19 protein-coding genes are annotated in these 24,036 nt (G+C 69.9%); 8 read left to right on the plus strand and 11 right to left on the minus strand.

The genetic code is table 11. From position 1 onward, the window contains the following. Positions 1–53 precede the first annotated feature (53 nt). Both AC1DB8_RS12735 and AC1DB8_RS12740 read left to right on the plus strand, forming a co-directional pair. Complete coding sequence (locus AC1DB8_RS12735; RefSeq protein WP_476893235.1) at positions 54–1,802, plus strand: dolichyl-phosphate-mannose--protein mannosyltransferase; 1,749 nt, start codon at positions 54–56, stop codon at positions 1,800–1,802. A gap of 62 nt (positions 1,803–1,864) precedes the next feature. Further along, a complete protein-coding gene (locus AC1DB8_RS12740) occupies positions 1,865–3,694 on the plus strand; it encodes an AMP-dependent synthetase/ligase (protein ID WP_476893236.1) in 1,830 nt (609 codons plus the stop codon). Positions 3,695–3,793: 99 nt separating this feature from the next. On the opposite strand, the gene AC1DB8_RS12745 is transcribed toward AC1DB8_RS12740, so the two are convergent. Together AC1DB8_RS12745 and AC1DB8_RS12750 are read right to left on the minus strand one after the other, a co-directional pair. After that, positions 3,794–5,077, minus strand: a complete 1,284-nt coding sequence (locus tag AC1DB8_RS12745) for a TIGR01906 family membrane protein (RefSeq protein ID WP_476893237.1) — start codon at positions 5,075–5,077, stop codon at positions 3,794–3,796. A gap of 124 nt (positions 5,078–5,201) precedes the next feature. Continuing rightward, complete coding sequence (locus tag AC1DB8_RS12750; RefSeq protein WP_441418461.1) at positions 5,202–6,194, minus strand: stage II sporulation protein M; 993 nt, start codon at positions 6,192–6,194, stop codon at positions 5,202–5,204. Positions 6,195–6,366: 172 nt separating this feature from the next. On the opposite strand from AC1DB8_RS12750, the gene AC1DB8_RS12755 reads away from it, so the two are divergent. Continuing rightward, a complete protein-coding gene (locus tag AC1DB8_RS12755) occupies positions 6,367–7,173 on the plus strand; it encodes an RDD family protein (RefSeq protein ID WP_441418462.1) in 807 nt (268 codons plus the stop codon). Positions 7,174–7,217: 44 nt separating this feature from the next. On the opposite strand, the gene AC1DB8_RS12760 is transcribed toward AC1DB8_RS12755, so the two are convergent. From AC1DB8_RS12760 to AC1DB8_RS12780, 5 genes are all read right to left on the minus strand, one after another. Further along, a complete protein-coding gene (locus AC1DB8_RS12760) occupies positions 7,218–8,465 on the minus strand; it encodes a L,D-transpeptidase (RefSeq protein WP_476893238.1) in 1,248 nt (415 codons plus the stop codon). 66 nt (positions 8,466–8,531) lie between these two features. Next, positions 8,532–9,758, minus strand: coding sequence for a L,D-transpeptidase (locus AC1DB8_RS12765; RefSeq protein WP_476893239.1), 1,227 nt, complete (start codon positions 9,756–9,758; stop codon positions 8,532–8,534). 140 nt (positions 9,759–9,898) lie between these two features. Further along, positions 9,899–11,377: an adenosylhomocysteinase gene (ahcY, locus tag AC1DB8_RS12770; RefSeq protein WP_476893240.1), complete on the minus strand. Its 1,479-nt coding sequence runs from the start codon at positions 11,375–11,377 to the stop codon at positions 9,899–9,901. A 119-nt stretch (positions 11,378–11,496) separates the two neighbouring features. Further along, the gene (locus AC1DB8_RS12775) at positions 11,497–11,745 is read right to left on the minus strand and encodes a Trm112 family protein (RefSeq protein ID WP_441418465.1); all 249 of its coding nucleotides are present in this window, start codon (positions 11,743–11,745) and stop codon (positions 11,497–11,499) included. Between the two features lie 82 nt (positions 11,746–11,827). Beyond that, positions 11,828–12,217, minus strand: a complete 390-nt coding sequence (locus tag AC1DB8_RS12780) for a DUF3499 domain-containing protein (RefSeq protein WP_476893241.1) — start codon at positions 12,215–12,217, stop codon at positions 11,828–11,830. A 165-nt stretch (positions 12,218–12,382) separates the two neighbouring features. Between AC1DB8_RS12780 and AC1DB8_RS12785 the strand changes: the two genes are divergently transcribed. Beyond that, positions 12,383–12,883 carry a metallopeptidase family protein gene (locus AC1DB8_RS12785; RefSeq protein ID WP_441418466.1) on the plus strand — a complete coding sequence of 167 codons (501 nt, stop codon included), beginning with the start codon at positions 12,383–12,385 and terminating at the stop codon, positions 12,881–12,883. Between the two features lie 30 nt (positions 12,884–12,913). On the opposite strand, the gene AC1DB8_RS12790 is transcribed toward AC1DB8_RS12785, so the two are convergent. Genes AC1DB8_RS12790 through AC1DB8_RS12800 form a run of 3 tightly spaced genes read right to left on the minus strand, consistent with a single transcriptional unit; the run spans position 12,914 to position 18,649 of the window. Then, entirely contained in the window at positions 12,914–14,653 is a 1,740-nt protein-coding gene (locus AC1DB8_RS12790; protein ID WP_476893242.1) for a DUF5719 family protein, read from the minus strand. After that, positions 14,646–18,074, minus strand: a complete 3,429-nt coding sequence (locus AC1DB8_RS12795; RefSeq protein ID WP_476893243.1) for a glycosyltransferase family 2 protein — start codon at positions 18,072–18,074, stop codon at positions 14,646–14,648. Before AC1DB8_RS12795 ends, AC1DB8_RS12790 begins: the two co-directional genes overlap by 8 nt. Before the next feature lie 29 nt (positions 18,075–18,103). Next, positions 18,104–18,649, minus strand: coding sequence for a WhiB family transcriptional regulator (locus AC1DB8_RS12800; RefSeq protein WP_175322802.1), 546 nt, complete (start codon positions 18,647–18,649; stop codon positions 18,104–18,106). Between the two features lie 372 nt (positions 18,650–19,021). Here AC1DB8_RS12800 and AC1DB8_RS12805 point away from each other — a divergent pair, with 372 nt between their 5' ends. Next, positions 19,022–19,750: a TIGR03089 family protein gene (locus tag AC1DB8_RS12805; protein WP_476893244.1), complete on the plus strand. Its 729-nt coding sequence runs from the start codon at positions 19,022–19,024 to the stop codon at positions 19,748–19,750. Positions 19,751–19,782: 32 nt separating this feature from the next. Here the strand turns inward: AC1DB8_RS12805 and AC1DB8_RS12810 are convergent, their stop codons facing one another. Beyond that, complete coding sequence (locus AC1DB8_RS12810) at positions 19,783–20,355, minus strand: GtrA family protein (protein ID WP_476893245.1); 573 nt, start codon at positions 20,353–20,355, stop codon at positions 19,783–19,785. Positions 20,356–20,569: 214 nt separating this feature from the next. Between AC1DB8_RS12810 and AC1DB8_RS12815 the strand changes: the two genes are divergently transcribed. The 3 genes from AC1DB8_RS12815 (at position 20,570) to AC1DB8_RS12825 (ending at position 24,005) form a co-directional block, all read left to right on the plus strand. Continuing rightward, a complete protein-coding gene (locus AC1DB8_RS12815; protein WP_476893246.1) occupies positions 20,570–21,763 on the plus strand; it encodes a 5-(carboxyamino)imidazole ribonucleotide synthase in 1,194 nt (397 codons plus the stop codon). A gap of 74 nt (positions 21,764–21,837) precedes the next feature. Further along, entirely contained in the window at positions 21,838–22,362 is a 525-nt protein-coding gene (purE, locus tag AC1DB8_RS12820; RefSeq protein ID WP_476893291.1) for a 5-(carboxyamino)imidazole ribonucleotide mutase, read from the plus strand. A gap of 11 nt (positions 22,363–22,373) precedes the next feature. Further along, positions 22,374–24,005 (plus strand): LCP family protein, encoded by a 1,632-nt coding sequence (locus AC1DB8_RS12825; protein WP_476893247.1) that lies wholly within the window; start codon positions 22,374–22,376, stop codon positions 24,003–24,005. The last annotated feature ends 31 nt before the right edge of the window (positions 24,006–24,036 follow it).

Below are 24,036 nucleotides of genomic sequence, written 5' to 3' on the forward strand. Positions count from 1 at the left end.
GCCGGCGGGCGCGCGGGACCGACGATCGCGGCCGCGAAAGGTAGCATGGCAACGTGACGCAGACCCCCATGCGGCCTGCCGAGGCCGGTTCAGCCGAGGCCGTGCCCGCCGACGGCAGCCCGGACAGCACCCGCCACCACGCCCGGAGGCCGGACCTGCCGGGCACCGGACGCAACCTCGAGGGGCACCGCTGGATCAGCCGTCCCGGCAAGGCATTCGACGCCGAGGACCTGACAGAGCGGCTGATCGGCAACATCCGCAGCTGGCGCGACTATCCGCCCTCGCTGCGCCTGTGGTTCTGGCTCATCCCGGCCCTCACCGCGGTGCTCGGCGGAATCCTGCGCTTCGTCCGGCTGGACACCCCGCACAACCTGGTGTTCGACGAAACCTACTACGTCAAGGACGGCTACTCCCTCCTGGTCAGCGGCTACGAGCGCGCCTGGCCGGACAAGGCCAACGACTCCTTCATCGCTGGCAACCCCGGGGTACTGCTGGACAGCCCCGAGTACGTGGTCCACCCGCCGGTGGGCAAGTGGATGATCGCCGCCGGGATGTGGCTCTTCGGCCCGGAAAACCCGTTCGGGTGGCGCTTCGGGGCCGCCCTGACCGGCACCCTTTCGATCTTCCTGCTCGCCTTGATTGCGCAGAAGCTTTTCCACTCGCTCACCCTGGGCGCCGTGGCCGGGGTGCTGCTGGCGGTGGACGGCCACCACCTGGTGATGTCCCGCACCTCGCTGCTGGACATTTTCCTGATGTTCTGGATCCTCGCGGCCTTTGGCGCGCTGCTGATGGACCGCGACGACGGCCGCCGCCGGCTCGCGAAGCGGCTCGGCGGACAAGCCGCGGCCTCCGCCGAGGGGCGCCCCTCCCGGCTGCAGCTTGCGGCCGGGCCGTGGCTGGGGATCCGCTGGTGGCGGCTGGCCGCCGGTGTCTGCCTCGGTCTCGCGGTCGGCACCAAATGGTCCGCCCTGTTCTTCCTGGCCGGCTTCGGGCTGATGACGGTCCTGTGGGACCTCAGCGCGCGCCGGATCGCCGGCGTGCATGGCTGGATCACGGGCGGCATCCTCAAGGACGGCATCGGCGCCTTCCTGAGCATCGTCCCGGTCGCGGCACTGGTCTATACGGCCACCTGGGCCGGCTGGTTCCGCTCCAGCAACGCCTATTTCCGGCACTGGGCCGAAACCAACCCCTCGGCCCAGTGGGGCTGGCTGCCCGATTCACTCCGTTCGCTGGCCCATTACCACCTCGAGGCCTACAAGTTCCACCAGGGCCTGAGCGCGGACCACCCCTACGAGGCGAGTGCCTGGAGCTGGCTGGTGCTGGGCCGGCCTACGTCGTTCTTCTATGAGTCGTCCAAGCAGGGAACGGCCGGCTGCGAGCTGCCCAGTTGCACCTCGGCCATCCTCTCGGTCGGCAACCCGCTGATCTGGTGGAGCGCGGCGGTCTGCCTCGGCATCTTGCTCTTCTGGTGGGCGGGCCGGCGCGACTGGCGCGCCGGGGCCATCCTGGCCGCCGTGGGCGCCGGCTACCTGCCGTGGTTCATGTACCCGGAACGCACCATGTTCTTCTTCTATGCGGTGTCCTTCGAGCCGTTCCTGGTGCTGGCCCTGGTGTACTGCCTGGGGCTGGTCCTGGGCCGGCGCACCGACCCGCTCTGGCGGCGCCGCTCCGGCCTCCTACTCGTCGCGCTGTTTGTCGTCGCGACCGTGCTGCTCTCGGCGTTCTTTTACCCGGTGTGGACCGCGGAGCTGATTACGTACCAGGACTGGCGCCTGCGGATGTGGATGCCGTCCTGGATCTAGGGCAGGATTACTAGCGGAGCCCGCGTCCGCGGGGCCGCGGACCGGAACGGGAGACACGGGTTGTGAGAGAAGCTAGCACCGGACTGCTCGTCGAGCTGGATCCGGAAAGCAATGTCACGGACCTGCTGCTGGAGCAGCACGCCAAGGATCCGGTGCATGCGCTCTATGCCCGCAAGGGCCCCGCCGGCTGGACAGACATTCCGGCCCAGCAGTTCCTGGACCAGGTCACGGCCCTGGCCAAGGGGCTGATCGCCGGCGGACTTACCCCGGGCGAGACGGTCGCGGTCATGTCCGCCACCCGGTACGAATGGACCGTGGTGGACTTCGCCATCTGGTTCGCCGGCGGCGTCACCGTCCCCATCTATGAGACCTCCTCCGCCAGCCAGGTCGAGTGGATCCTGCACGACTCCGGCGCCCGCCGCGTCTTCGTCGAAAACGCGGCGAAGGCCACGCTGGTACAGGGCGTGCTGGACGGCTCGGAGCTGCTGGCGGGCCGGGTGCTCGGCGTGGTCCGGATGGACTACGACGGCGCGGCGCCGAACCTCGCCAGCCTGGCTGCCGCCGGCACCGGCGTCAGCGACGCAGAGCTGGAGCGGCAGCGCTCGGCGGCCGGCCTCGCCGATGTGGCCTCCCTGGTCTACACTTCCGGCACCACGGGCCGGCCCAAGGGCTGCGAAATCACGCACGGCAACTTTGCCCTCGTCGCGAAGAACATCGTCCTGTTCCTGCCGGAGATCCTGCTGCAGCCCCCCACCCGGACGCTGATGTTCCTCCCGCTGGCCCACGTCCTGGCCCGCGCCGTGCAGGTGATCTGCCTCAGTGCCGGGACCACGCTGGGCCACACCTCCAATGCCAAGGAACTGCTGGAGGACCTCGGCACGTTCCAGCCCACCTTCCTCCTCGTGGTGCCCCGGATCTTTGAGAAGGTCTATGCCGGCGCCGCGCACAAAGCGGCGCTGGCCGGCAAGGACCGCCTCTTCGAGGCGGCCGCCGCCGTCGCCGTCGACTACTCAAAGGCGCTCGACGCCGCCGCCCGCGGTGAGGGCGCCGGGCCCGGCTGGCTCCTACGCGCCAAGCACGGCGTCTTCGACCGGGTGCTGTACCCGAAACTGCGGCAGGCGTTCGGCGGCCGCCCCGGCTACACCGTCTCCGGGGCCAGCCCGCTCAGTTCCCACGATGCGCACTTCTTCCGCGGCGCCGGCGTCCCTGTCCTCGAAGGCTACGGCCTGACCGAAACGACGGCGCCGTGCACTGCCAACACCCCGACCCGCACCAAAGTGGGGACCGTGGGCATCCCGGTGCCCGGCACCACCATCAGGATCGCCGACGACGGCGAGATCCTGGTCAAGGGCATCGGTGTCTTCAAGGGGTACCACGCCAACGAGGCGGCCAACGCCGAAGCGTTCGTCGACGGGTTTTTCCGCACCGGCGACCTCGGCTCCCTGGACGCCGACGGTTTCCTGACCATCACGGGGCGGAAGAAGGACCTGCTGGTCACCGCGGGCGGAAAGAACGTGGCACCCGGACCGCTGGAGGAAAAGATCCGCGAGCACCAACTGGTGGCGCAGGCAGTGGTGGTCGGTGACGGGCGGCCGTTTGTGTCAGCCCTGGTCAACCTGGACCCGGAGGGCCTGGAGAACTGGTGTGCCGCGCAGCGCATCCCCGTCATGGGCGCCACGGAGGCGGCGGCCAACGACCAGGTCCGGGCCGCCATCCAGGCCGCCGTCGACGACGCCAACGCCTTGGTGTCCAAGGCGGAGTCGATCCGCACCTTCGTGGTGCTTGACGCCGATTTCACGGTCGAGTCCGGGCACCTCACGCCGTCACTGAAGCTCAAGCGCTCCGCCGTTGTGCGTGATTTCCAGGCCCACATCGACCGGATCTACGGCTAGGGACGCGGCGCCCGGCAGCGGCGCACGCAAAAGCGGCCGGCACTCTCGTGCCGGCCGCTTTTTGTCTCTCCGGGTCTGTGGGTCTCCGGGTCTCCAGGCTTAGGAGGCGCCCTCGCGGCGGGCGGCTGCCGCTTCGTTGCTGCCGGCGTCGGTTCCGGCGTCTGCGTCGCGGCCGGCCGGGCCGTCGACGGCGCCGTTCCGGCTGCGCTTGAAGCGGCGGCCCTTGAGCTCGGCCGGGTCCGCGGCGACGTCCCCGGCGTCCTCGGCGGCGGAGGCATTCCGGACCCGGGGTGGCAGTCCGCGGCGTTTGCGGGTCGGCCAGGTGAGGATCAGCGTGAGCAGGGCTGCGAGCAGGACGAGGGCACCGATCACGATCCCGGCGTCAACCCAGAACTGGCCCGGGAACAGCCGGATCAGGGTGTCCTGAAGGGAGAAGGTCCAGGTGCCGTTGACGAAGAAGACGCGGTGGAACTCGGTGAAGAACTGCTCCCAGCCCAGCACCGCGAGTACGCCCAGGCCGACGATGATCACGAGCGTGACAATGGAACCTGCGAACAGGCCGCGGCGCACTCCCCCGGTGCTGCGCCGGCGCAGGTACAGGATGGCAACCAGGCTGAGCACCACCAGCAAGGCACCGGCTCCGAAGGCGGAGAGGATGACAAGCTTGACGTCGGCCATGTGGCTGACTTCGCCGTCCTTGAAAAGCGGCTCGCCGGAGCGGTTCACGAGCTCGCCGAGGTAGCGCGGGCCGGACCAGTTGCTCAGGTAGTCGACAGCGTAGGAGCCGTACGTCATCCGGTCGTCGGTGTTGAAGCCGTAGCCGTCCCCCGGGAAGCCCGGGCGGTTGTATTCCACCCAGAGGAACAGCGGGCTGGTCACGGCGCGGACGGCCAGGACCAGCAGGATCACCGGGTAGCAGACCGCGAGCAGGACCTGCATCACCCGGGGGGCGACCGGCTTGGCGTTGGCGGCATGTTCGCGCTCGGCGTTGCGGCGTTCCACCTCTTCGCGCGGCGGCCGGACCTGCAGGGCCGAGGTGGGCAGCGACTCGTTGAATTCTTCGGTCCCGGCAGCGCCGGCCGCGGCGTCGTCGGCTGCCTTCCGTTCGGCGCGCCGGCCCTGGCGTTCACCGGCGGCCGGGGTTCCGGCCGGATCGACCGGAACCGGCGTCGCGGCCGTGCGCTCAGCGTCCGGCGCCGCGGCGGTGGGCTCAGCGTCCGGCGCCGCGGCGGTCCGCTCAGTCTCGGGAGCTCCGGACGCCGCGTCGGACCGCTTGCCCGCGCCGGCCGGCTTCATCCACTCGAAGGCAGGCTCGCCGGCGTCGTCGGCAGAATCCAGGTGCGGATCCTGCCGATTCGGAGGGGTGGGACTTTTTTCGGTCACTGCAGCTTCGCTTCCATAGGGTTCCGCGCCGCCGGGCCTTGGGCCGGCAACGCCACATATCTGACACCGAGCCTACCGTCAGGGCCTCAGCCCCGGCGAGGTGCCACCCCGTGGCCGGGCGGATTCAGGCGGAAATTTCGGCGTAACCGGCGTCCCCGCTGCCGAGGTCACCGGTGGCGCCGGAACGGTGCGCCCGCCCGCCAAACACCAGCACGTACGCCCAGTAAGCGGCCAGGACGGCGGCGCCGATGGTGATCTTGGCCCACACCGGCAGATCGCTCGGCGTCACATAGCCTTCAACCACGCCCGAGACCAGCAGCACCAGGACCAGGCCGAGGGCCACGGTGATGAGCGAGCGGCCCTCGGCGGCGAGCGCCTGCGAGCGGCGGCGCGGCCCGGGCGCCACCACTGCCCAGAAGATCCGCAGCCCTGCCGCGCAGGCCACGAAGACCGCCGTCAGTTCCATCAGCCCGTGCGGGAGGATGTAGCTGAAGAACACGTCGAGCTTGCCGGCGCCGGCGAAGACCCCGGCGGCGACACCGACACCCTGGGCATTGCCGATCAGAATCATCGGGACCCAGAACCCGGTGATGCCCAGCGCCACGGCCTGAGCGGCAATCCAGGCGTTGTTGGTCCAGACCAGGCCGGCGAAGGACGCGGCGGGATTCTCCGAGTAGTAGTTGATGAAGTCCTGCTCCACGTAGCGGCGGACCTCGGCATCCGAGCCCAGGGCGCGCAGGGCCTCCGGGGAGTTGCCGATCCAGAGCGCATAGGCGGCGGCGATCAGGCAGAACGCGAGCCCGCACCAGGCGGTCAGCCAGCGGATCCGGTAGAGGGCGGCGGGCAGTGCGACGACGAAGAACTGGGCGAGGTCCTCCATGAAGTTGGATCTCGCGCCGGTGAAGCGGGTGCGGGCCTGAGCGAGGCTGGCGGACAGCGCGGCGGACAGCCCGCTCTCGGGGGCCACGGACCGCAGCAGCGAAAGGTCGGCCGATGCGCCCTGGTAGAGCCGCAACAGCTCGTCGGCGTCGGTCCCGCTGAGCCTGCGCTGGTGCGCCAGCGCGTGCAGCCGCGCCCATTTGTCCCCGTTCACCAGGGAGAACGCCTCGATGTCCACGGCACCACCCTAGCGCCCGCGAACGGGCAGTTGCGGCCCCACCACGGCGCGAACGGGCAGTTCCGGCCCCGGTTGCCCCGGAAAACGTGGCGGCAAAGGTCTGTCCGCGCTCAGGACCGGCACCTGACGATGGTTAGACTGTGCCTGACTGGCAGACGAGCGGGGGTCCGGGTTGAGTTCCATCATCACAGGCGAGGGCGTCGTCCTGGAGCTGCGGCCGGCGTCGTTCGCCGCCCGGGCGCTGGGCCTGCTGCTGGACGTCCTGGCACACACCGCCGTGCTCTGGGGCCTGCTGGTGGTAGTCGGCGCCGCCGCCCCCGAGCTGGATCGTGCCGCCATGGGCGCCCTGGTCACCGTCGTCGTCGTCTTCTGCTTCGTGGTGCTGCCCGTCACGGTGGAGACCCTCAGCCGCGGCCTGTCGCTGGGGAAGCTGGCCACCGGCCTGCGGATCGTGCGCGACGACGGCGGTGCGATCCGTTTCCGGCATGCCCTGATCCGGGGGCTGATAGGTTTCCTCGAGATTTACACGACGCTGGGCGGACTGGCGATCGCCGTCGCGCTCTTCAACGGGAAGTCCAAGCGGCTCGGTGACCTGGTGGCCGGCACCTATGCGTTGCGACGGCGGGTGCAGGCCGAAGCTCCCGTGCTGCACAGCGTGCCGTTCCACCTCCAGCCCTGGGTGTCGCTCGCGGACATTGGCCGGATTCCGGACGCCGCGGCCCGCCGCGCCTCGCTCTTCATCCGCCAGGCCCACCGCATGTCCCCCGGCTCCCGGGTGGCGATGGCGCAGTCGCTGGCCACCGAGCTAGCGGCGCACGTTGCTCCCCCGCCGCCGGCCGGAACCGGGCCGGAGGAATACCTGGCCGCGGTGCTGGGCGAGCGGAGCCGCCGCGAGCTGGACCGTCTGCGGCTCACCCGGGAACGCAACGCGCGCCTCGGCGCACGGCTTGGGCGGCTGCCGCACCAGCGGGCCCGCTGACCGTGGTCCGGCCGCGGGGCTCGGCGTTTGCCGGCCGCGCGGGCTCAGCGCTTGCCGTACTGGGCCCAGGGGATGTTCCAGTCACCGAAGCCTTCCAGCGGCTCCACCGGCGCCGCCCCCGTGTTCAGGGTCTGCACCACGTCGCCGGTCCTCATGTTGTTGAAGAACCACTGGGCGTCCGCCGGGAGCAGTCCAACGCAACCGTGAGAGACGTTGAACCGGCCCACCGCGCCCCACGCGGACTCCAGTGCCTGGTGGACGTAGACGCCCGACGTCGTCAGCCGGTTGGCGTACTCGACGGTAAGCGGCGGGTAGTAGCCTTTGTCGCCGGGCTTGAGGCCGATGCTGCCGGCGTTGAATTTGGAGCGGCGTTCCTGCTCCATGATGACGGCGTAGCCGGAGGGCGATAGCCAGTCCTCGCCGCCGAGGGTGACCGGTGCGGTCTTGACCAGCCGGCCGTCGAAGTAGACCTTCATCGTCTTCGTGACGTCGTCCACGACGGCGAGCCGCTGCGGCCCCACTTTGTAGGACACCGGGACGTTCGAGTTGCCGACCATGCCGTTACCGAAGTCGACGCCGAACAGTTTCAGGTCCACGGTGATCCGGCTGTTGGCGGCCCAGAAGCGCTCCGGCCGGATCCGGACGCGCCGGTCCGAGTACCAGCGCCAGGCGACGGCCTGACCGGAGGAGACGGTAACCTTCACGGCCTTCTCCATGGCCGCCTTGTTGATGACCGGCTCGCTGAACACGATCTCAATGGGCTGCCCGGCGCCAATGGTGCTGCCGCCCCGCGGATAGACCGCGGCGTCGGCTTCGTTGGCCGTGGCGACGGTCGAGAAGCTTTGGACCTTCTTCGTCTCCCGGCCGGCCAGGTCCACGATCGTGAAGCTGTAGTGGTACCGGGTGTCGAACTCCAGGGGGTCCCCGGCGGTCCAGGTGGAGCCGTCCGCGCTGGTGGTGCCGGGGACCGGGGCGCCGCCGGGTTCGGGCCGCAGCACCACGTCCTTTATTACGCCGTTGACGGCTTTGACCGACGGCAGGGCGGCCGGGTTGACGTCCCGGGCGCCGTCGGTCGGCGTTACCCCGAGTTCAACGGCCTTCACGACAGGCGCAACCAGGCCCGAGACGTTGCGCATCGGCGACCCCGCTTCCGAGGGCAGGTCGCTGTCCGCCCAGACCGGGCCGGTGGCGACGCCGATTCCGCCGGCACAGATGGCGAGGCAGATCCCGGCTACTGCCAGCATCTTGCCGGTACTTCGACCGCTCTTGCCTTGCCTTACCGTCTTGGCCATCCCGCATCCCCCAACTGCAATTCCCCCATTGTGCAAATCCCCCGGCGCCTTGCCAGGCGCCCCGGCTCAGTTCGCGTACTTCGCCCAGGGGATGTTCCAGTCCCCGAAGCCGTCGTCGTACGCCGCATAGTCGCCGTCGGTGTTGACCACCTGGACCACGTCCCCGGTCGTCATGTTGTCGAAGACCCACTTGGCGCCGGCCGGTCCCAGGCCGACGCAGCCGTGCGAGAGGTTCACCTTGCCGATGTAGGGCATCGCGGAGGCCGTGGCCTGGTGGATGAACTCGCCGCTGGGGGTCAGTCGTGTGGCGTAATTGACGTCGAGCTGCCCGTAGTAGGCCGGGTCGCCCGGTTTGAGGCCGATGGTGCGGGCGTCCATGTGCTCCACCCGGTATTTCTCCATCAGCACCAGGTAGCCGCGCGCCGACGGGAACCGGGTGTCCCCCATGGTCGCGGGCCACCGCCCGACTTGCCGGTCGTTGATCGAGGCCGTGAAGGTGTGCGCCTTGGCATCCGCCACGGCGACCTTCTTGTCGCCAATGTGGACCGTGACCAACTTATTGAAGTTGCCGACCTGGCCCTTGCCCAGATTGACGCCAAAGAGCTTGATGTCCATGGTGATGGTGCTGTTGGCCGCCCAGAAATTCTGCGGCCGGTACCGGACCATGGTGTTGCTGAACCAGTGGAAGTCCCCGACCTGGCCCGAGGTGGAGCTGATCTTGATAGCCTTTTCGACGGCGGCGCGGTTCAGTACCGGCTCGCTGAAGGTGAGCTGGAGCGGCTGCGCGACCCCGACCTTCATGCCGTCCAGCGGATAGATGGCAGCGTCCGCCTCGTTGGCGGTGGTCACCGTGGTGAAGCTGCGGGTGTTCTCGGTCGATCGTCCCGCGCCGTCAACCACTGAGTAGCTGTAGCTGTAGCGGGTGTTGAATTCCAGCGGCCCGGTGGCGGCCCAGCTGGATCCGTCGGCGCTGAGCTTCCCGTCCACGGACTGGCCCGTCTCGCTTGTCAGCGCCGCCCGCTCAATCCGGCCGTTGCCCACCTTCAGGGTGACCGGGGCGGCCGGGTTGACCTGGACGGCGGCGTCGGCGGGCGCTACGGCGAGCTGGAGCGGGGGCACCACCGGGAAGGCCAGGCCTTGGGTCGATCGCTCCGGCGATCCTGCTTCGGAGGCAAAGGAGGCGTGCGCCAGGGGTCCTGCCGCGGCGAAGACTCCGCCGCCGGCTGCCAGGGCGCATACGGCTGCCAGCACGGCGGCTTTCCGGCCGGTGCTCCAGCTTTTCGGGGCGATCACAATACTCGGGTCCTTCCAGACGTTACCTTGAAAGCATATGTGAATTTCTGGTGCGGCCCGCCGTTGCCAGCGCCACGATACGGTCACAAAAGGGGCCCCGGACGCTAAGTCCAGGGCCCCTTTTGCTCGCAGTGTCGCGCTTAGTAGCGGTAGTGCTCCGGCTTGTACGGGCCGGCGACGTCGAGGTCCAGGTAGGCAGCCTGTTCCTTGGTCAGCTCGGTCAGTTGCACGCCGAGGGCGCCAAGGTGCAGCCGGGCCACCTTCTCATCGAGGATCTTCGGCAGCACGTAAACCTGCTTTTCGTACTTGCGCTCACCTTCCGGCTGGCCCGCCTTGGTGAACAGTTCGATCTGCGCGATGGTCTGGTTGGCGAAGGAGTTGCTCATCACGAAGGAGGGGTGCCCGGTCGCGTTGCCGAGGTTCAGCAGCCGGCCCTCGGACAGGACGATGATGGAGCGCTCTTCCGCGGTCCCGGCATCGAAGACCCACTCGTGCACCTGCGGCTTGATCTCGACCTTCGTGATGCCGGGGATCCGGGCGAGCCCGGCCATGTCAATCTCGTTGTCGAAGTGGCCGATGTTGCCCACGATCGCCTTGTCGCGCATCCCGGCCATGTGCTCGGCCATGATGACGTCCTTGTTGCCCGTGGTGGTGATGAAGATGTGGCCTTCAGCCAGCACGCTCTCGAGCGTGGCCACCTGGTAGCCGTCCATCGCCGCCTGCAGCGCGCAGATCGGGTCGATTTCGGTGACGATAACGCGCGAGCCCTGGCCCCGGAACGCCTCCGCGGCGCCCTTGCCGACGTCGCCGTACCCGCATACGACGGCGACCTTGCCGCCCATCAGCACGTCGGTGGCGCGGTTGATGCCGTCCGGCAGCGAGTGGCGGATGCCGTACTTGTTGTCGAACTTGCTCTTGGTGACGGAGTCGTTGACGTTGATCGCCGGGAACAACAGCTTGCCCTGCTCGGCGAGCTGGTAGAGACGGTGGACGCCTGTGGTGGTCTCCTCGGTTACGCCGAGCAGGCGCGAGCCGATCCGGGTCCACTTCTGCGGGTCCTTCTGCAGCGAGGCGCGCAGCACCTCGAGGAAGACGCGGCCCTCCTCGGACTCATCGTCGCCTGCCGCCGGCACGGCGCCCAGGGCCTCGAATTCCGCGCCCTTGTGCACCAGCATGGTGGCGTCGCCGCCGTCGTCGAGGATCATGTTCGGTCCCAGGTCCGGGTTGCTGTCCGCACCGGGCCAGGTCAGGATCTGCTCGGCCGTCCACCAGTATTCCTCGAGCGTCTCGCCCTTCCAGGCGAACACCGGAACGCCCTGCGGGTCCTCGACGGTGCCCTGGCCGACCACGACGGCGGCTGCGGCCTCATTCTGGGTGGAGAAGATGTTGCAGGAAGCCCAGCGGACCTCGGCGCCGAGGGCGGTGAGGGTCTCGATCAGCACGGCCGTCTGCACCGTCATGTGCAGGGAGCCGGCGATCCGGGCACCCTTGAGTGGCTGGCTCGCGCCGAACTCCTCGCGCAGGGACATCAGCCCGGGCATCTCGTGCTCTGCGAGGCGGATCTGGTGCCGGCCGGCCTCGGCCAGCGAAATGTCGGCAATTTTATAGTCGAAAGTCATGGGGATCCTTTGGGGTAGCCGGAATATAGCTGGAGGGACTGCAAGTGGTTCGGCGCCGAGGCGCCCTCCGATGGGTCGGCGGCGCTTGTTCCGTCCGCCGCCCGCACCGGAGGACGGGGCTACTCTGCGGCGTGGCGGGGCGCGCCGTCGTGACGGCCGCCGTCGTGCTGATCGGAGGAGGCGGCGGTGGCCGCGGCCAGCAGCTCCGGCGGCAGCAGCAGCGGGATGCCGTCCTCGATCGTGTAGCGCAGCTTCTGCCCGTTCGAGTCGGGCGACGCGGCGACGAGCTCTTCGCCCTCCTGTACCAGGGCTGAGCCGGTCACGGGGCAGCGCAGGACAGACAACAGTTCGGGACTGATCAGTGGCATGGTGAAGGCTCCCTGGGGGCGACGCCGCTGGCGCCGGTGGCGTACGGAAATTTCAGTTCCCAGCCTACCGCCAGTTCGCGGCTCAGGAGGGTTCGCGCAGGACGCGCAGGTGCCCGCGGCGCGTACCGTCGGCGGCGGCCGGGGCTTCGAGGGCCGGATGCGCGGAACGCTGGCCCTGGGCGGGCTCTGCGGCTGCGGGCCGGGCGGCGGCCTCGCGGACCGCATGGGCAAGGGCCAGCAGGTCATCGGGCCCGGGACCGGCCGGAGTGGCCGGCATCGCGAGCCTCAGGACTTCCCAGCCCCGCGGCACGGTCAGGGTACCGGCGTGTTGTTCGCAAAGGTCGTAGCAGTGCGGCTCGGCGTAGGTGGCCAGCGGGCCGAGCACCGCGGTGGAGTCGGCATACACGTACGTCAAAGTAGCCACCGCCGAATTGCGGCAGGCTGACCTTGAACACTGACGAATTGCACCCACGACATCACAGACTACTCCCCCACCTGCCCGCTCCCGCGCATTGAAACGCCCGTCCGGCCCCGGGACGCCGCGCCCAGGGCGGCCGACGGCGTCGGGCGGGCTCCGACGGCGGGTCGCGGCGGCCGCCATATCGCAGAAATCAGGCGCCGGGTTTAGAGTCAAGATATGCAGTCATCGCACCATGATCCCGGCTTTACGGTCCGGTTGGCTGACCCCGGCGACGGCGGCGCCGCCAAGGGGAAGAGCTTCCGGCAACGCCGCAGGAACCGGCACGGCCGCGGCCTGCGCGGCGAGCTGATGCTCCCGACGCTGCCCGGCTACCGGACACGTTCGGACCGCTTCGATGACTTTGTCCTGGATTCGGCCCAGCGCCTGCACGATATCTGGGGCAAGCCGCTGGACGGGGTCCGTTTTGCGGTCGAGGAAATCCCGCCCGGACTCGAGAAGCTCGTAGCCGACGGCACCCCGGCGCCGATGGGCTCCTACACACCGGCGACGGCGGAGGAGGGCCCCGTGATCACGCTTTACCGGAGGGTTGTCGAGCAGGCCTGCGGCAGCCGCGACGAACTCCAGGACCTCGTGCATGACGTGGTGGTGGAGCGTACCGCGGAGATGCTCGGCGTCCCGCCCGAGTCGCTGGACCCGGTGTACCGCCGCCGCTATTAGGCCGCCGTTGCTGAGCGCCGGCCGTCGCGATTAGTACCCGAGGGTGACCGGGATCTGTTCCTGGCCGGCCGCCCCGGGGAGAACCGGGATGCTGGCGATGTCGGACCTGCCGCCCTGCTGCAGCATGACGGCCCCGTAGGCCGCATCCCCCGCCGCCGAGACCAGGTACCCCACCAGCGGCGAGCCACCCACGTCCCCGGGAATTCTGACGGAGGCGGTGGTTCCGCCGGCAATGTCCATTGTGGCCGCGGCCCGGACCTTGCCGTCGGCAGTGATCGGCGTGTACGAGATCTTGGCGCGGCCTTCCGGCGCGCCGAACATCAGGAACCGCTCGCCCGTCCGGGGCACCGGAACGACGTGCTGGCTTCCGAGCCTCGCCGAAGACGGCGCCCAGGCCAAATCGGCGGCTTCCTCGGCCTTGAGCCCACGGGTGACCCGGGCCGCGGCGGCGAAGGAAACGTCCGAGCTGGCCGCCACCGTGTAGTGCCCCGCCGGGACGCCCGCGAGGGAGACCTCGGTGACGGCGCCCGACTTGGCGGTGACTACGCCGCCGCCGGGCAGGGCCTTTTGGCCGTCGCGCCCGAATAGTTTCACTTCCACCACGGCGTCCGCGGCGCCGGGGACGGTGATCTGCAGGGCAGGTTTGGCGTCGGCAAAGCCGGTTTTGGCGGCCAGCGCCGCCAGGGCGTCCGGGTTCTGGATATCAATGCCGGAGATGACCTGGCGGGTCGCGGGGGCCGTTCCCGGCGAAATGAAATCCACCCCGCCGGGGGTCAGCCCGCGCAGCACGCTTTGCTGGATGACGGCTGCGACGGGGCCGCCGGTGCTGCGCACCCGCACGCTCAGCTGGTCCTGCCCGGGCGCCAGGCCGGCCAGGATGATGGACCGGGTGCTGCCCGGCGCGACCAGCAGCCCGCGGCTGCCGGGGGCCTGGATGGGGCCTTTGGCGCCGAAGAGATCCAGGCTGACGGTAGCCGGCGTCCCGGAGGCGTTGCTGAGGTTCAGCACGGCGGTCCGGCCGAGGGCGGTGTTCGCCCCGACCAGCCACAGGTCGTTGGCCGGACGCTGGCAGGCGGCGGCAGCCGTGCCGCGCAGATCCCCGTCCGTGGCCGTGTAGCTCATCACGGCCCCGGCAGAGGGCTGCTGGTTTCCCTGGGCATCCGCGCTGAGCACACTGACGGCGTCGACAGCGCGCTGCGGCACCACGCCGGCCCGCAGCGCCGAAGGGACGCCCGGGGCGGGGCTTGCGGCCGGCCCCGCGGTGGCAGGGGTGGCCTTGGCAAGTTCCACCAGCCGGCTGCCGGCCAGCGCGGCGAGCCGGCTTCCGGGAAGTGCGCCGGTGCTGGAACTGATGACGACGGCGCTGACCGCGCTCTTGGCGGTCGCCGATTCCGGGCTGAACTGCGGGTCGGTGCCGACGGGCGTGCCTTCGAGCAGCCGTGCAGGTCCGGGGCAGATGCCCACGCTGCTGCCGGCCGGAACCGCGGCCAGCGGCGCCTCCAGCGGCCGGCTGCCGGTGACCTGCGGGGTGAGTGCGGCTGCCGCGACCAGCCCGCCGCCGGCGGCGACGAGCACTGCGGCGGAGAGAACTCCGCCGACGGCCCCCGAGAGGCTCTTCAGCCGGGCCAACGCGGTAACCCCGGTGTGGGCCGTGTCCGGCTGGGCGCCGCGTGCGCTTCTGTCCCGCCGGCTCTCAACCGCCGGTGTCTGGGGCTGCTTGGCCGGTTCGGGCCGTTCCGGAGGCGTTGGGGCCCCATGGTTGTCATGCATGCTGATGTTCCTTACGCAGGGAGCCTTCGTCCCTGGAGAGCCCGGTGTTCGGGCGGCGGGCAGGCATCGGAATGGCCAGCAGGATTGTCAGGCCGATCACGACGGCCTGGACGATTCCGGCCCAGAGGGCCCACGGGTTTTCGTAGCGGATGCTGAGCTGGCCGCCCTGGGCCGGCAGGGTAAACGCCTGCGCCCAGTCGGCGGTGGTGGCGGTCAGGCGCCGGCCATCGAGCCAGGCGCTCCAGCCCGGATCGGCGCGGTCGGCGAGGACCACCAGCCGGCCTTCGGGCCCGGCAGGCACGGCCGCGTCGGCGGCGACCACCCCGGCGGGCAGCAGCCCGACGGTGGTGCCGGCAGCGTCGACGACGCGCACGCGGTGCGCGACGTCGGCGGCCTTGGCAGCCGTCTCGCTCAGCGGGCTGATCCGCCACAACCAGCCGACGTCGGTCTGGCCGACGGCCACGAGGCCGGGAACGGCGTCCATCCGGCTGGCCGTCAGTTCCGCCGAGCTGTCGCTGGCCTCCAGGACGACGAACCCGACGCCGAGCTGCTCGAGCTGCCGGCGGGGGTCCACGCCCTGGCCGGCGGCAATCGTGGCGACCACGCTGCGCAGGGAAGCCGCGACGGCGTCGTCGTCCCGGACCGTTTCCTTGCCCGGCTCGCCCATCACCTGACGGGCGGAGGCCACGGCGGACAGCTCGTCCAACCTGGTACCGTCGCCCCGCATGAGCGCGGCCGCGAACGTTCCGTCCTCCTTGGCGGAGAGGACCAGGGTCCGGGTCTGTTCCGATCCCTCGCCGCGGTCGATGGCCGTCGCCGGGAGCGTGCGGGCCTTGCCGGCCTGGACCAGCCGGCGGGTGCCGAGCGCACCATTGCCATGGTCAGCGTTGGTGTCCGCATCCGCCCCCGCGATGCTGCCGGCGGCGGCATCTGACGCGTCCCCGCCCGGGGCGGCCGCGGCGGCCGGAGGCGGGTCGGACTGCAGCACGTTGTGCGCGGCCCACGCGGCGAGCCCGGCCAGGGGCCCGGCGAGCAGGAGCACCGTTGCGGCGACGGCGGAGCCCCGGATGAGGATTTTGCGAACCAAAAACGCCCGGCCCGGCGCGGCCGTAGCGGTCGCGTCTGCGGCGTCGAGGACGGCTTCGGCGCCGAGCAGCGCCGCCCCCAGCAGCGCGAACGCCGCCGCCGATACCGTCGGCCCGGTGAAAGGGGAGACCAGAACGTCGGCGCTGGCGCCGGTGGCGACGTGCCCGGCCAGCCAGCCGCCCGCCAGCATCAGCACGGCGGCGGCCCAGAAACTGCGGGCCAGCCGCGGCCGCCGGCCCGTCCCACGCCGGCCCGGGAGGAACAGCGCGGTGAGGGCCAGCAGCAGGAGGGGCAGGCCGAGCAGCAGTGCCAGCAGCAGCGCCCACGGCACGGCCCCCGGCCCGAAGACCGTCAGTCCGGCCAGGCCGGCGCCGGACTCGAACCGCAGCGGCTGCCCCAGCGCCTGCTGCCAGAGCGGCGCGGCATCGAAGCCCAGCGGCAGGCCCGGGTCGGCCAGCAGGGCCCGCGGCCGGTCCAGGGCAGAGAGGGCAAAGGGAAGGAACAGGGCAAGGCTGGGAAGCAGCGACCACCAGACGGTCCGCCCACGGCCTCGCAGCAGCACGCCGCACAGTATGACGACGGTGAAGGAGGGCAGCAGCAGCGACGGCGCCGCCGCGGTAACGACTGCCAGCGCCAGTCCCGCCGCGGCCGCCGCGGTCCAGGACGGCGTGCCGTTGATTCCGGGCTTGACGGGAGGCGCCTCGGTGAAGCGCCGCTCGCCCGGCGCGGGGACGGCGTAGCGTCCGCGGCCCGGGACGGAGCCGGTGGCGCGGAGCAGGGCCATGACTAGCAACGGCATCATCACGTGCGCAATGAGCGCGCCGAGGCGGCCCTGGTTGAGTGCCACCTGGAGGGCGGGAGCGCCGGCCCAGATGAGCGCGGCAACAAGACGCAGCCTGCGCCGGCGCGTCAGGGCGCCGGCGGCGAACCAGGCCCCCAGCGCGGACAACGGCATGGCCAGCACCAGCAGCCAGGCCACTGCGCCGTTGGTGTTGCCGGCGCCAAGGACGCCCAGCCCCCAGAGCACGTAGCCGAACGGGTCGCCGTGGCCCGGCAGGCCGGCACCGAGGGCAATCCACCAGCCAGAGGCATGGTTCCAGATGTCGCCGAGGCGGGCCGAGACCGGGATCAGCGCCCCGCCGGTGACGGCGTCGGCGCGGAACAGGCTCAGCAGGCCAATCAGGGAGGCTGCGGCGGTGAGCAGCAGCGCCAGCAGGGCGCCGTTTCCCGCCCAGCCGCGCCCGGTGGTGTCCAGGGCGGCGAAGTCGTCGGCGGAATCACCGCTCGGCTGTTCGGCCAGCGGGTCGTGCCTGGACGACGCCTCGGTATCGTCGGATCCGAGCGCCTCCATCAGCGAACGCCGGTGCGCCCAGACCTCGCGCCGCGGCGTCTGCAGCCCCTTGATGACGGAGCGGCGGATGCGCCGTGTGCGGGCCGCGTTGCGCCGGCCGCGGTACACGGCCGCGGGCCTCCCGAGGGCGCCAAGGGTTGCCAGCAGCTGGGAGAATCCGTGGCCGGGGTCCTTGACGGCGATGCTGAGGACAAGTTTGAAGAGGCTGCCCAGCAGGGCGCCGACGGCGTGCAGCGGAACCTTCCAGGCCGAGGCGTGCTTGAGCCGCAGGTGGACCTGGGCCTTGCGGGCCGCCGTCGCGTTGCCCTGGGCGTGCGGCCGGTGCGACACGTGGAAGATCCGGGCGCTCGGGACCACCACTACGCGGTGGCCGGCGAGCCGGTTGCGCCAGCAGAAGTCGACGTCGTCGCCGCTGCCCGGAAGGGCAGGGTCGAAGCCGCGGAGCTCCTCCCAGACGTCGCGGCGCACCAGCATGCCGGCCGAGTTGACGGCGAAGGTATCGCTGCGGCCGTCGTACTGGCCCTGGTCGAGTTCGTCGGCTTCGATCAGCGTCAGGCGCTCGGCCCAGCGGCTGGTGGAAAGTCCGACGTCGATCAGCCGTCGGCCTGCGTGCCAGTCCAGCTGCTTGCAGCCGGCCACGGTGACCGATGGCGCCCGCTCCACGGCGTGCAGGAGCTCGGCGAGGGCCTCGGGAGCCGGCGCGGCGTCGTCGTGCAGCAACCAGATCCACTCGGAGGCGGCGTGCCCGGCGTCCCCGCGCCAGGGCGCGAGCGCCTTCAGTCCGGCCTGGACGGCACCGCCCATACCGGTCCTGGCCTGGTCGAAGACGGTGACGCTGGCTTTGCCGAGCGCCTGCTCAAGCAGTGCCGCCGAGTGGTCGCGTGATCCGGTGTCGATCCCGATGGCTGCATCCGCTGGACGGGTCTGCGCCGCCAATGCCGCCAGGGTCCTGGGGAGATAGTCACCGCCGTTGTGGGCTACCACAACGGCGGTGACTCGTACTTCTTGAAGAATTAGACTGCCCGCTTCCTAAGCCGGCGGCGTTCCCGCTCGGAGAGGCCGCCCCAGATGCCGAAGCGCTCGTCGTTGGACAAGGCGTACTCCAGGCACTGTGAGCGTACATTGCATGCACCGCACACCTTCTTGGCGTCGCGGGTGGAGCCTCCCTTTTCAGGGAAGAAGGCCTCCGGGTCGGTCTGCGCGCAGAGTGCGTCTGTCTGCCATCCGAGCTCGCCTTCGTCATCGAAGTCCTGCCGGGACGGCAACCCGATCCACACCGGCTGGGCGGTGGTTCCGGAGTGCAGGGTCTGCAGTTCCATTGGCGGGTCGAGCGGATCATTGTCCTGCTCCGGATTCCCCGCCAGAAGTGCTTCATGGGCTGCGAGGAAGGCCGTGGCCTGGTCCTGCAGCGAATCCTGGGTGTGTTCGTTGTACCGCTCCGCGGCGTCCGGATCGGCCGGGTCGACGTACCAGTCACTCGGCACCCCGCGTGAACGGTATTTTGCCGTCGCCTGGCCGGCGACAACTTCATCTTCATGGATACGCTCTGCAAGCCCCATTGGCGTTCCCTCTCTGATTTTGCAGCCTTTGCCTGACCCTCGGACACTCGGTTGTGTGCCGCCTGATGCGCATTGGCTTTCGATACCTAATTACACGTGTGTAAGTATCCGGGAGTCAAGCCGCAGCGGAGATAATAATCAATTCCCGTCAGAATGCCGGGGCACGCCACGCCCGGGAGTTTTCGCGCTCCGTCCGCCCGCTGGCAAGGAATTGACAGCCTGCTGACCACTTTCTTGTGCTTTTTCTGCGATTCTCCTGCGTTTACGCTGATTTTCCGGCGCCGCCCTCCACCGCCCTGCCACCCTCCAGGACGGGTCCCCGCTCCGCCTGTGACCGAGATCACGCCCCCGCCGCCGTGGCAAGATGAGGGCATGAGCATCCCGGCAATCGAACTGATGACAGCCCTGCGATCCGGCCAGTCGACCTCGCCCCGGTTGACTTGGTACGGGCCCGACGCCGAACGCGTGGAACTCTCAGGCCGGGTGCTGGACAACTGGGTGGCCAAGACCAGCAATCTCTTGCAGGACGAGCTGGACGCTGAGCCGGGAACGCGGTTGAGACTGGATCTGCCGGCGCACTGGAAATCCGTGGTGCTCGCGCTGGCCGCCTGGCAGCTCGGCATGGAGGTGGTGCTCGACGCCGCGGAAGCCGAGCTGCTCGCCACCGCGGAACCGGGGCCGGCGGCCGCGGAAGGTGCGTTCGACGCCGTCGTGGCGGTCGCGCTGCCGGCGCTGGCGATGCGCTGGCTGGGCGAGTTGCCTTCCGGCGTCGTGGACTACGCCGCCGAGGTGCGCTCCCATGGCGACTTCTTCATGCCGCACGTGGACCCGGAAGCCGGCCGCCGGGCCGTGCAGGGTGCTGCGGGCGGGGCGTACAGCCACGCCGAGCTGCTGCAGGGTTTTGCCGCCCCGGCGAAGGCCCCTGCGGCGGAGTCCGCGGAGGGCGGGGAGCGGTTGCTGGTCCGGGGCGCCGAGGGCCTCGAATCGGTCCTGGCGCAGTCCCTCGGGGCGTGGCAGCGCGATGGTTCCGTGGTGCTGGTGCACCCGCACGTTGCGGTGACCGATCGGCTGCTCAGTGACGAGCGCGTCAGCCGGAGCTGACCCGGGCCGGCCTTGTCAGCGGAGGGACCGGATCAGCGGTGGTCGGGTTCGGCTCCGGGAACGTCCGGGTCCTGGACGCCCTGCCCGGGAACCCTGACGGCGTCCTGGCCGTGCGGGTGCCGTTCGATGATTTCGTGGTCGTGCGAGAACTCCGGCTCGTCGTCGAGTTCCTTGTTGAAAACCAGGAAGCGGTAGGCGAAGAACCGCACCACCGTGGCGACGAGAATGCCGACGATGCCGGCGGAGAAAAGCATGTTCTTGTCCGTGATGCCCATGCCGTACTTGGCGAGGGCGGTGAGGCCGGTGGAGATGCCGATGCCAATGCCGTTGATGAGGACGAACATGGCGAATTCACGCAGCACGTTTTCCTGGCGCCGGTGGCGGAAGGTCCAGAAGCGGTTCGCGATCCAGGAGAAGATCGTGGCGACCGTTGCGCCGACGAAGCGGGCCTTCGCCTCGCTGTCGGACATGGCGCCGTGCATCAGGTAGTACGTCAGGCCGTTGTCGATGATGAAGGCGACACCGCCGACGGCGCCGAACTTGGCCACTTCGCGCCAGAAGAGCGAGGCAAGCCCACGCGCACGATCTGCAAGTGTGTTAATCATGACCCTCCATGGCCGTTTGAATCTGGTGGAATCTGGCGGCCACATGGCCAACGGCCCATTTTAGCGCCGTTTCCCGGGTGTGCGCCCCCAGCCGGCCCCAATCCGCGGCGGCGCCCGGCAAACCGCGCCGAAAACGCCGCTGTTTAGAGGGCTGTTTGGGCGGCCCGGGCGTGCGAAGGCCGGTTCCGCGCAGGTGTTCGGTAGGCTGGGAGATGTGACTTTTCCTGTAATCGGTGTGGTTGGCGGCGGCCAGCTTGCCCGCATGATGGCCCCTGCCGCGACCGCCCTCGGCTTCGAACTCCGTGTCCTCGCCGAGGCTGAGGACGTTTCCGCCGTCGCGGCCGTGGCCAAGGCTCCGGTCGGCGACTACACGGACCTTGACCACCTGCTGGAGTTCTCCCGCGGCCTGGACGTGCTGACCTTTGACCATGAGCATGTCCCCACCGGGCACCTGCGCGCCCTGATCGAGGCCGGCGTCAACGTCCACCCGGGCCCGGATGCCCTCGTCAACGCCCAGGACAAGCTGGTGATGCGCGCAGCGATCGACCGGCTGGAGCTTCCCAACCCGCGCTGGGCCGCCGTGGCGGACGTGCAGGATCTGGTTGCCTTCGGGGACGACGCCGGCTGGCCGGTGGTGCTCAAGACGCCGCGGGGCGGCTACGACGGCAAGGGCGTGCGGATCGTCGCCTCCGCCGACGAAGCCGCGGACGCGGCCGACTGGTTCGAGGCGATGAGCCCGCTGCTGGCCGAGGCCAAAGTGGAGTTCAGCCGTGAACTCTCGGCCATGGTCGCGCGGACGCCCGACGGCGAATCCCGGGCCTGGCCAGTGGTCCACACCGTCCAGGTCGACGGCGTCTGCGACGAAGTCATCGCCCCCGCCCTGGACATCCCGCTGGAGGTTGCCGCCGCGGCCGAGGACGCCGCCGTCCGGATCGCCAACGAGCTCGGCGTCACCGGCGTCATGGCCGTGGAGATGTTCGAAACCCCCGGGGTCGGCGCCGGCTTCCTGATCAATGAACTCGCCATGCGTCCGCACAACACCGGCCACTGGACGCAGGACGGCTCGGTCACAAGCCAGTTCGAACAGCACCTGCGCGCCATCCTGAACCTGCCGCTGGGAGCCACCGACCTGCTGGGACCTGTGGTGGTCATGAAGAATTTCCTCGGCGGCGCGAACCAGAACCTGTTCTCCGCCTACCCCGCGGCCCTCGCCAGTGAGCCGGCCGCCAAAGTCCACTGCTACGGCAAGGCCGTGCGGCCTGGCCGCAAAATCGGGCACGTCAATCTGGTCGGGGCCTCTGCCGCCGACGTCGACTCCGTCCGGCAGCGGGCCGCGACCGTCGCCAACATCATCCGGGACGGACGGGCGCATGCCGCCGCCCCGGGGAACCCCGAGGAGAACGCGTGAACGCCAGCACCGAAGCCCAAGACTCCGTTTCCCGGAACTCCGGCAACGGGGCCGCCCCGATTGTGGGCCTCGTGATGGGGTCCGACTCCGACTGGCCCGTGATGGAGGCCGCCGCCGAGGCGCTGGCCGAATTCGGTATCCCCTTCGAAGCCGACGTCGTCTCCGCCCACCGCATGCCCACCGAGATGATCCGCTACGGGCAGACCGCGCATGAACGCGGCCTGCGCGTGATCATCGCCGGCGCCGGCGGCGCAGCACACCTCCCCGGCATGCTCGCCTCCGTGACTCCCCTGCCCGTGATTGGCGTGCCCGTGCCGCTGAAGACCCTGGACGGGATGGACTCGCTGCTGTCCATCGTTCAGATGCCCGCCGGTGTGCCGGTGGCCACGGTCTCGATCGCCGGCGCCCGCAACGCCGGGTTGCTCGCGGTCCGGATGCTGGCCTCGGGCACGGACGCCCTCGCGGACCAGCTGCGGTCCGAACTGGTGCAGTTTGCCCAGGAACTCAACGACGCCGCCACCCGGAAGGGTGCGAACCTGCGCAGCAAGGTGGCCGAAGTCTTCTCGGACGAAAACAGCGTCACGCGGGGCGGCCGGTAGGGGTCCAGCACATGAGCAAAGGTTTCGCCGCTGCGCAGGAAAAGTCGCAGCCGCCACGGAGCGCCCTGACGGACCCGGTCCGCTACCCCTCCGGAGCGGCGTCGCCGGTCCTGGCCAAGCGCGCCTTCCTGCTGATCCTGATGACGCTGCTGGTCCCCGGCAGCGCCCAGACCGTCGCGGGCAACCGCCGGCTGGGGCGGTTCGCGCTCCGCGTCACCCTGACCGCATGGGTCCTGGTCATCGCGGCCCTGGTCCTGCTGGTGGTGTCCCGCCCGACGCTGATCAACTTCATCGCCAATCCCCCCACCTCGCTGGTGCTGGTCATCGTGCTTGCGCTGCTCGCCCTCGGCTGGGCGGCCCTGTTCCTGAATACGCTGCGCCTGGTCCGCCCGGTGCTGCTTGAGACCGGGACGCGCACCGCCGTCGTCGCCACCTTGGTGCTGGCCATGCTGCTCAGCAGCGGCAGCCTGGGCTACGCGGCGTACCTGCTGAACGTCGGCCGGGACGCCATCGGCACGATCTTCGCCAACGGCCCGGCCATGGAGCCGTCCGAAGGCCGCTACAACTTCCTGATGATGGGCGGCGACGCCGGGGCGGACCGCACCGGCCGCCGCCCGGACAGCCTGTCCGTGATCAGCGTGGACGCCAAGACCGGCAAGGCGGCGATCATCTCCATCCCCCGCAACCTCCAGAACGCGCAGTTCAGCGAGGGCTCCCCGATGCGGAAGATCTACCCGGACGGCTACGACTGCGGCAATGAGTGCCTCATCAACGCCATCAACACCGAGGTCACCAACAAGTACAAGGATCTTTACCCCGGCGTGCAGGACCCGGGCGCCCAAGCCACCCTCGAGGCGGTTTCCGGCACCCTCGGCATCAAGGTCCAGGCCTATGTGCTGGTGGACATGGACGGCTTCGCCAAACTCATCGACGCCATGGGCGGCATCCGGATCAAGGCCGGCGGGTGGGTCCCGATCAGCGGCCCCACCATCGACGAAGCCAACGGAATCCACGGCATGCCGCTGGGCTGGATCCCGGCCGGCGACAACAAGCTCGACGGCTATCACGCCCTCTGGTACGGCCGCTCCCGAGAATTCGTCGACGATTACGCCCGGATCGCCCGCCAGCAGTGCGTCCAGCAGGCGATGCTCAAGCAGATGGATCCCGCGACGCTGCTCGCGAAATTCGAGGGGATCGTCAAGGCCGGCACCAAGGTGGTCGACTCCAACATTTCCGCCAGCCAGCTCGGCAGCTTCGTGGACCTCGCGATGAAGTCCAAGGGCCAGCCCGTAAGCCGGCTGACGATCGGGCCGCCGGACTTCGACGCCTCCTTCTCCACGGTGCCGGACTTCAACAAGATCCACCAGGCGGTGGACAAGTTGCTCGGCCCCGCTCCCGCGGCCGGGGCAGCCGACGACTCCATCCGCCAGCCGGCCCTGGTGCCCGGACCGCTCTCCGCGGCCGGAGCACTCTCAGCCACCGAGCCTTCGCCGTCGCCGTCGTCGTCGGACTTCACCCCCGTGACCACCACGCCGGAGGGCGAGCCGATCACGGAGAAAATGCTCAACGACTTCAAACGCAACGGCGATGAGCAGTCCATCCGCAATCTGGTGGCCACCAACGGCCAGTGCGCGCCACTCTAGGTCCGGACGGTTGTTCCGTCCCTCCAGCAGG

The sequence above is a fragment of the Arthrobacter sp. 10N410 genome (genome assembly GCF_056394945.1).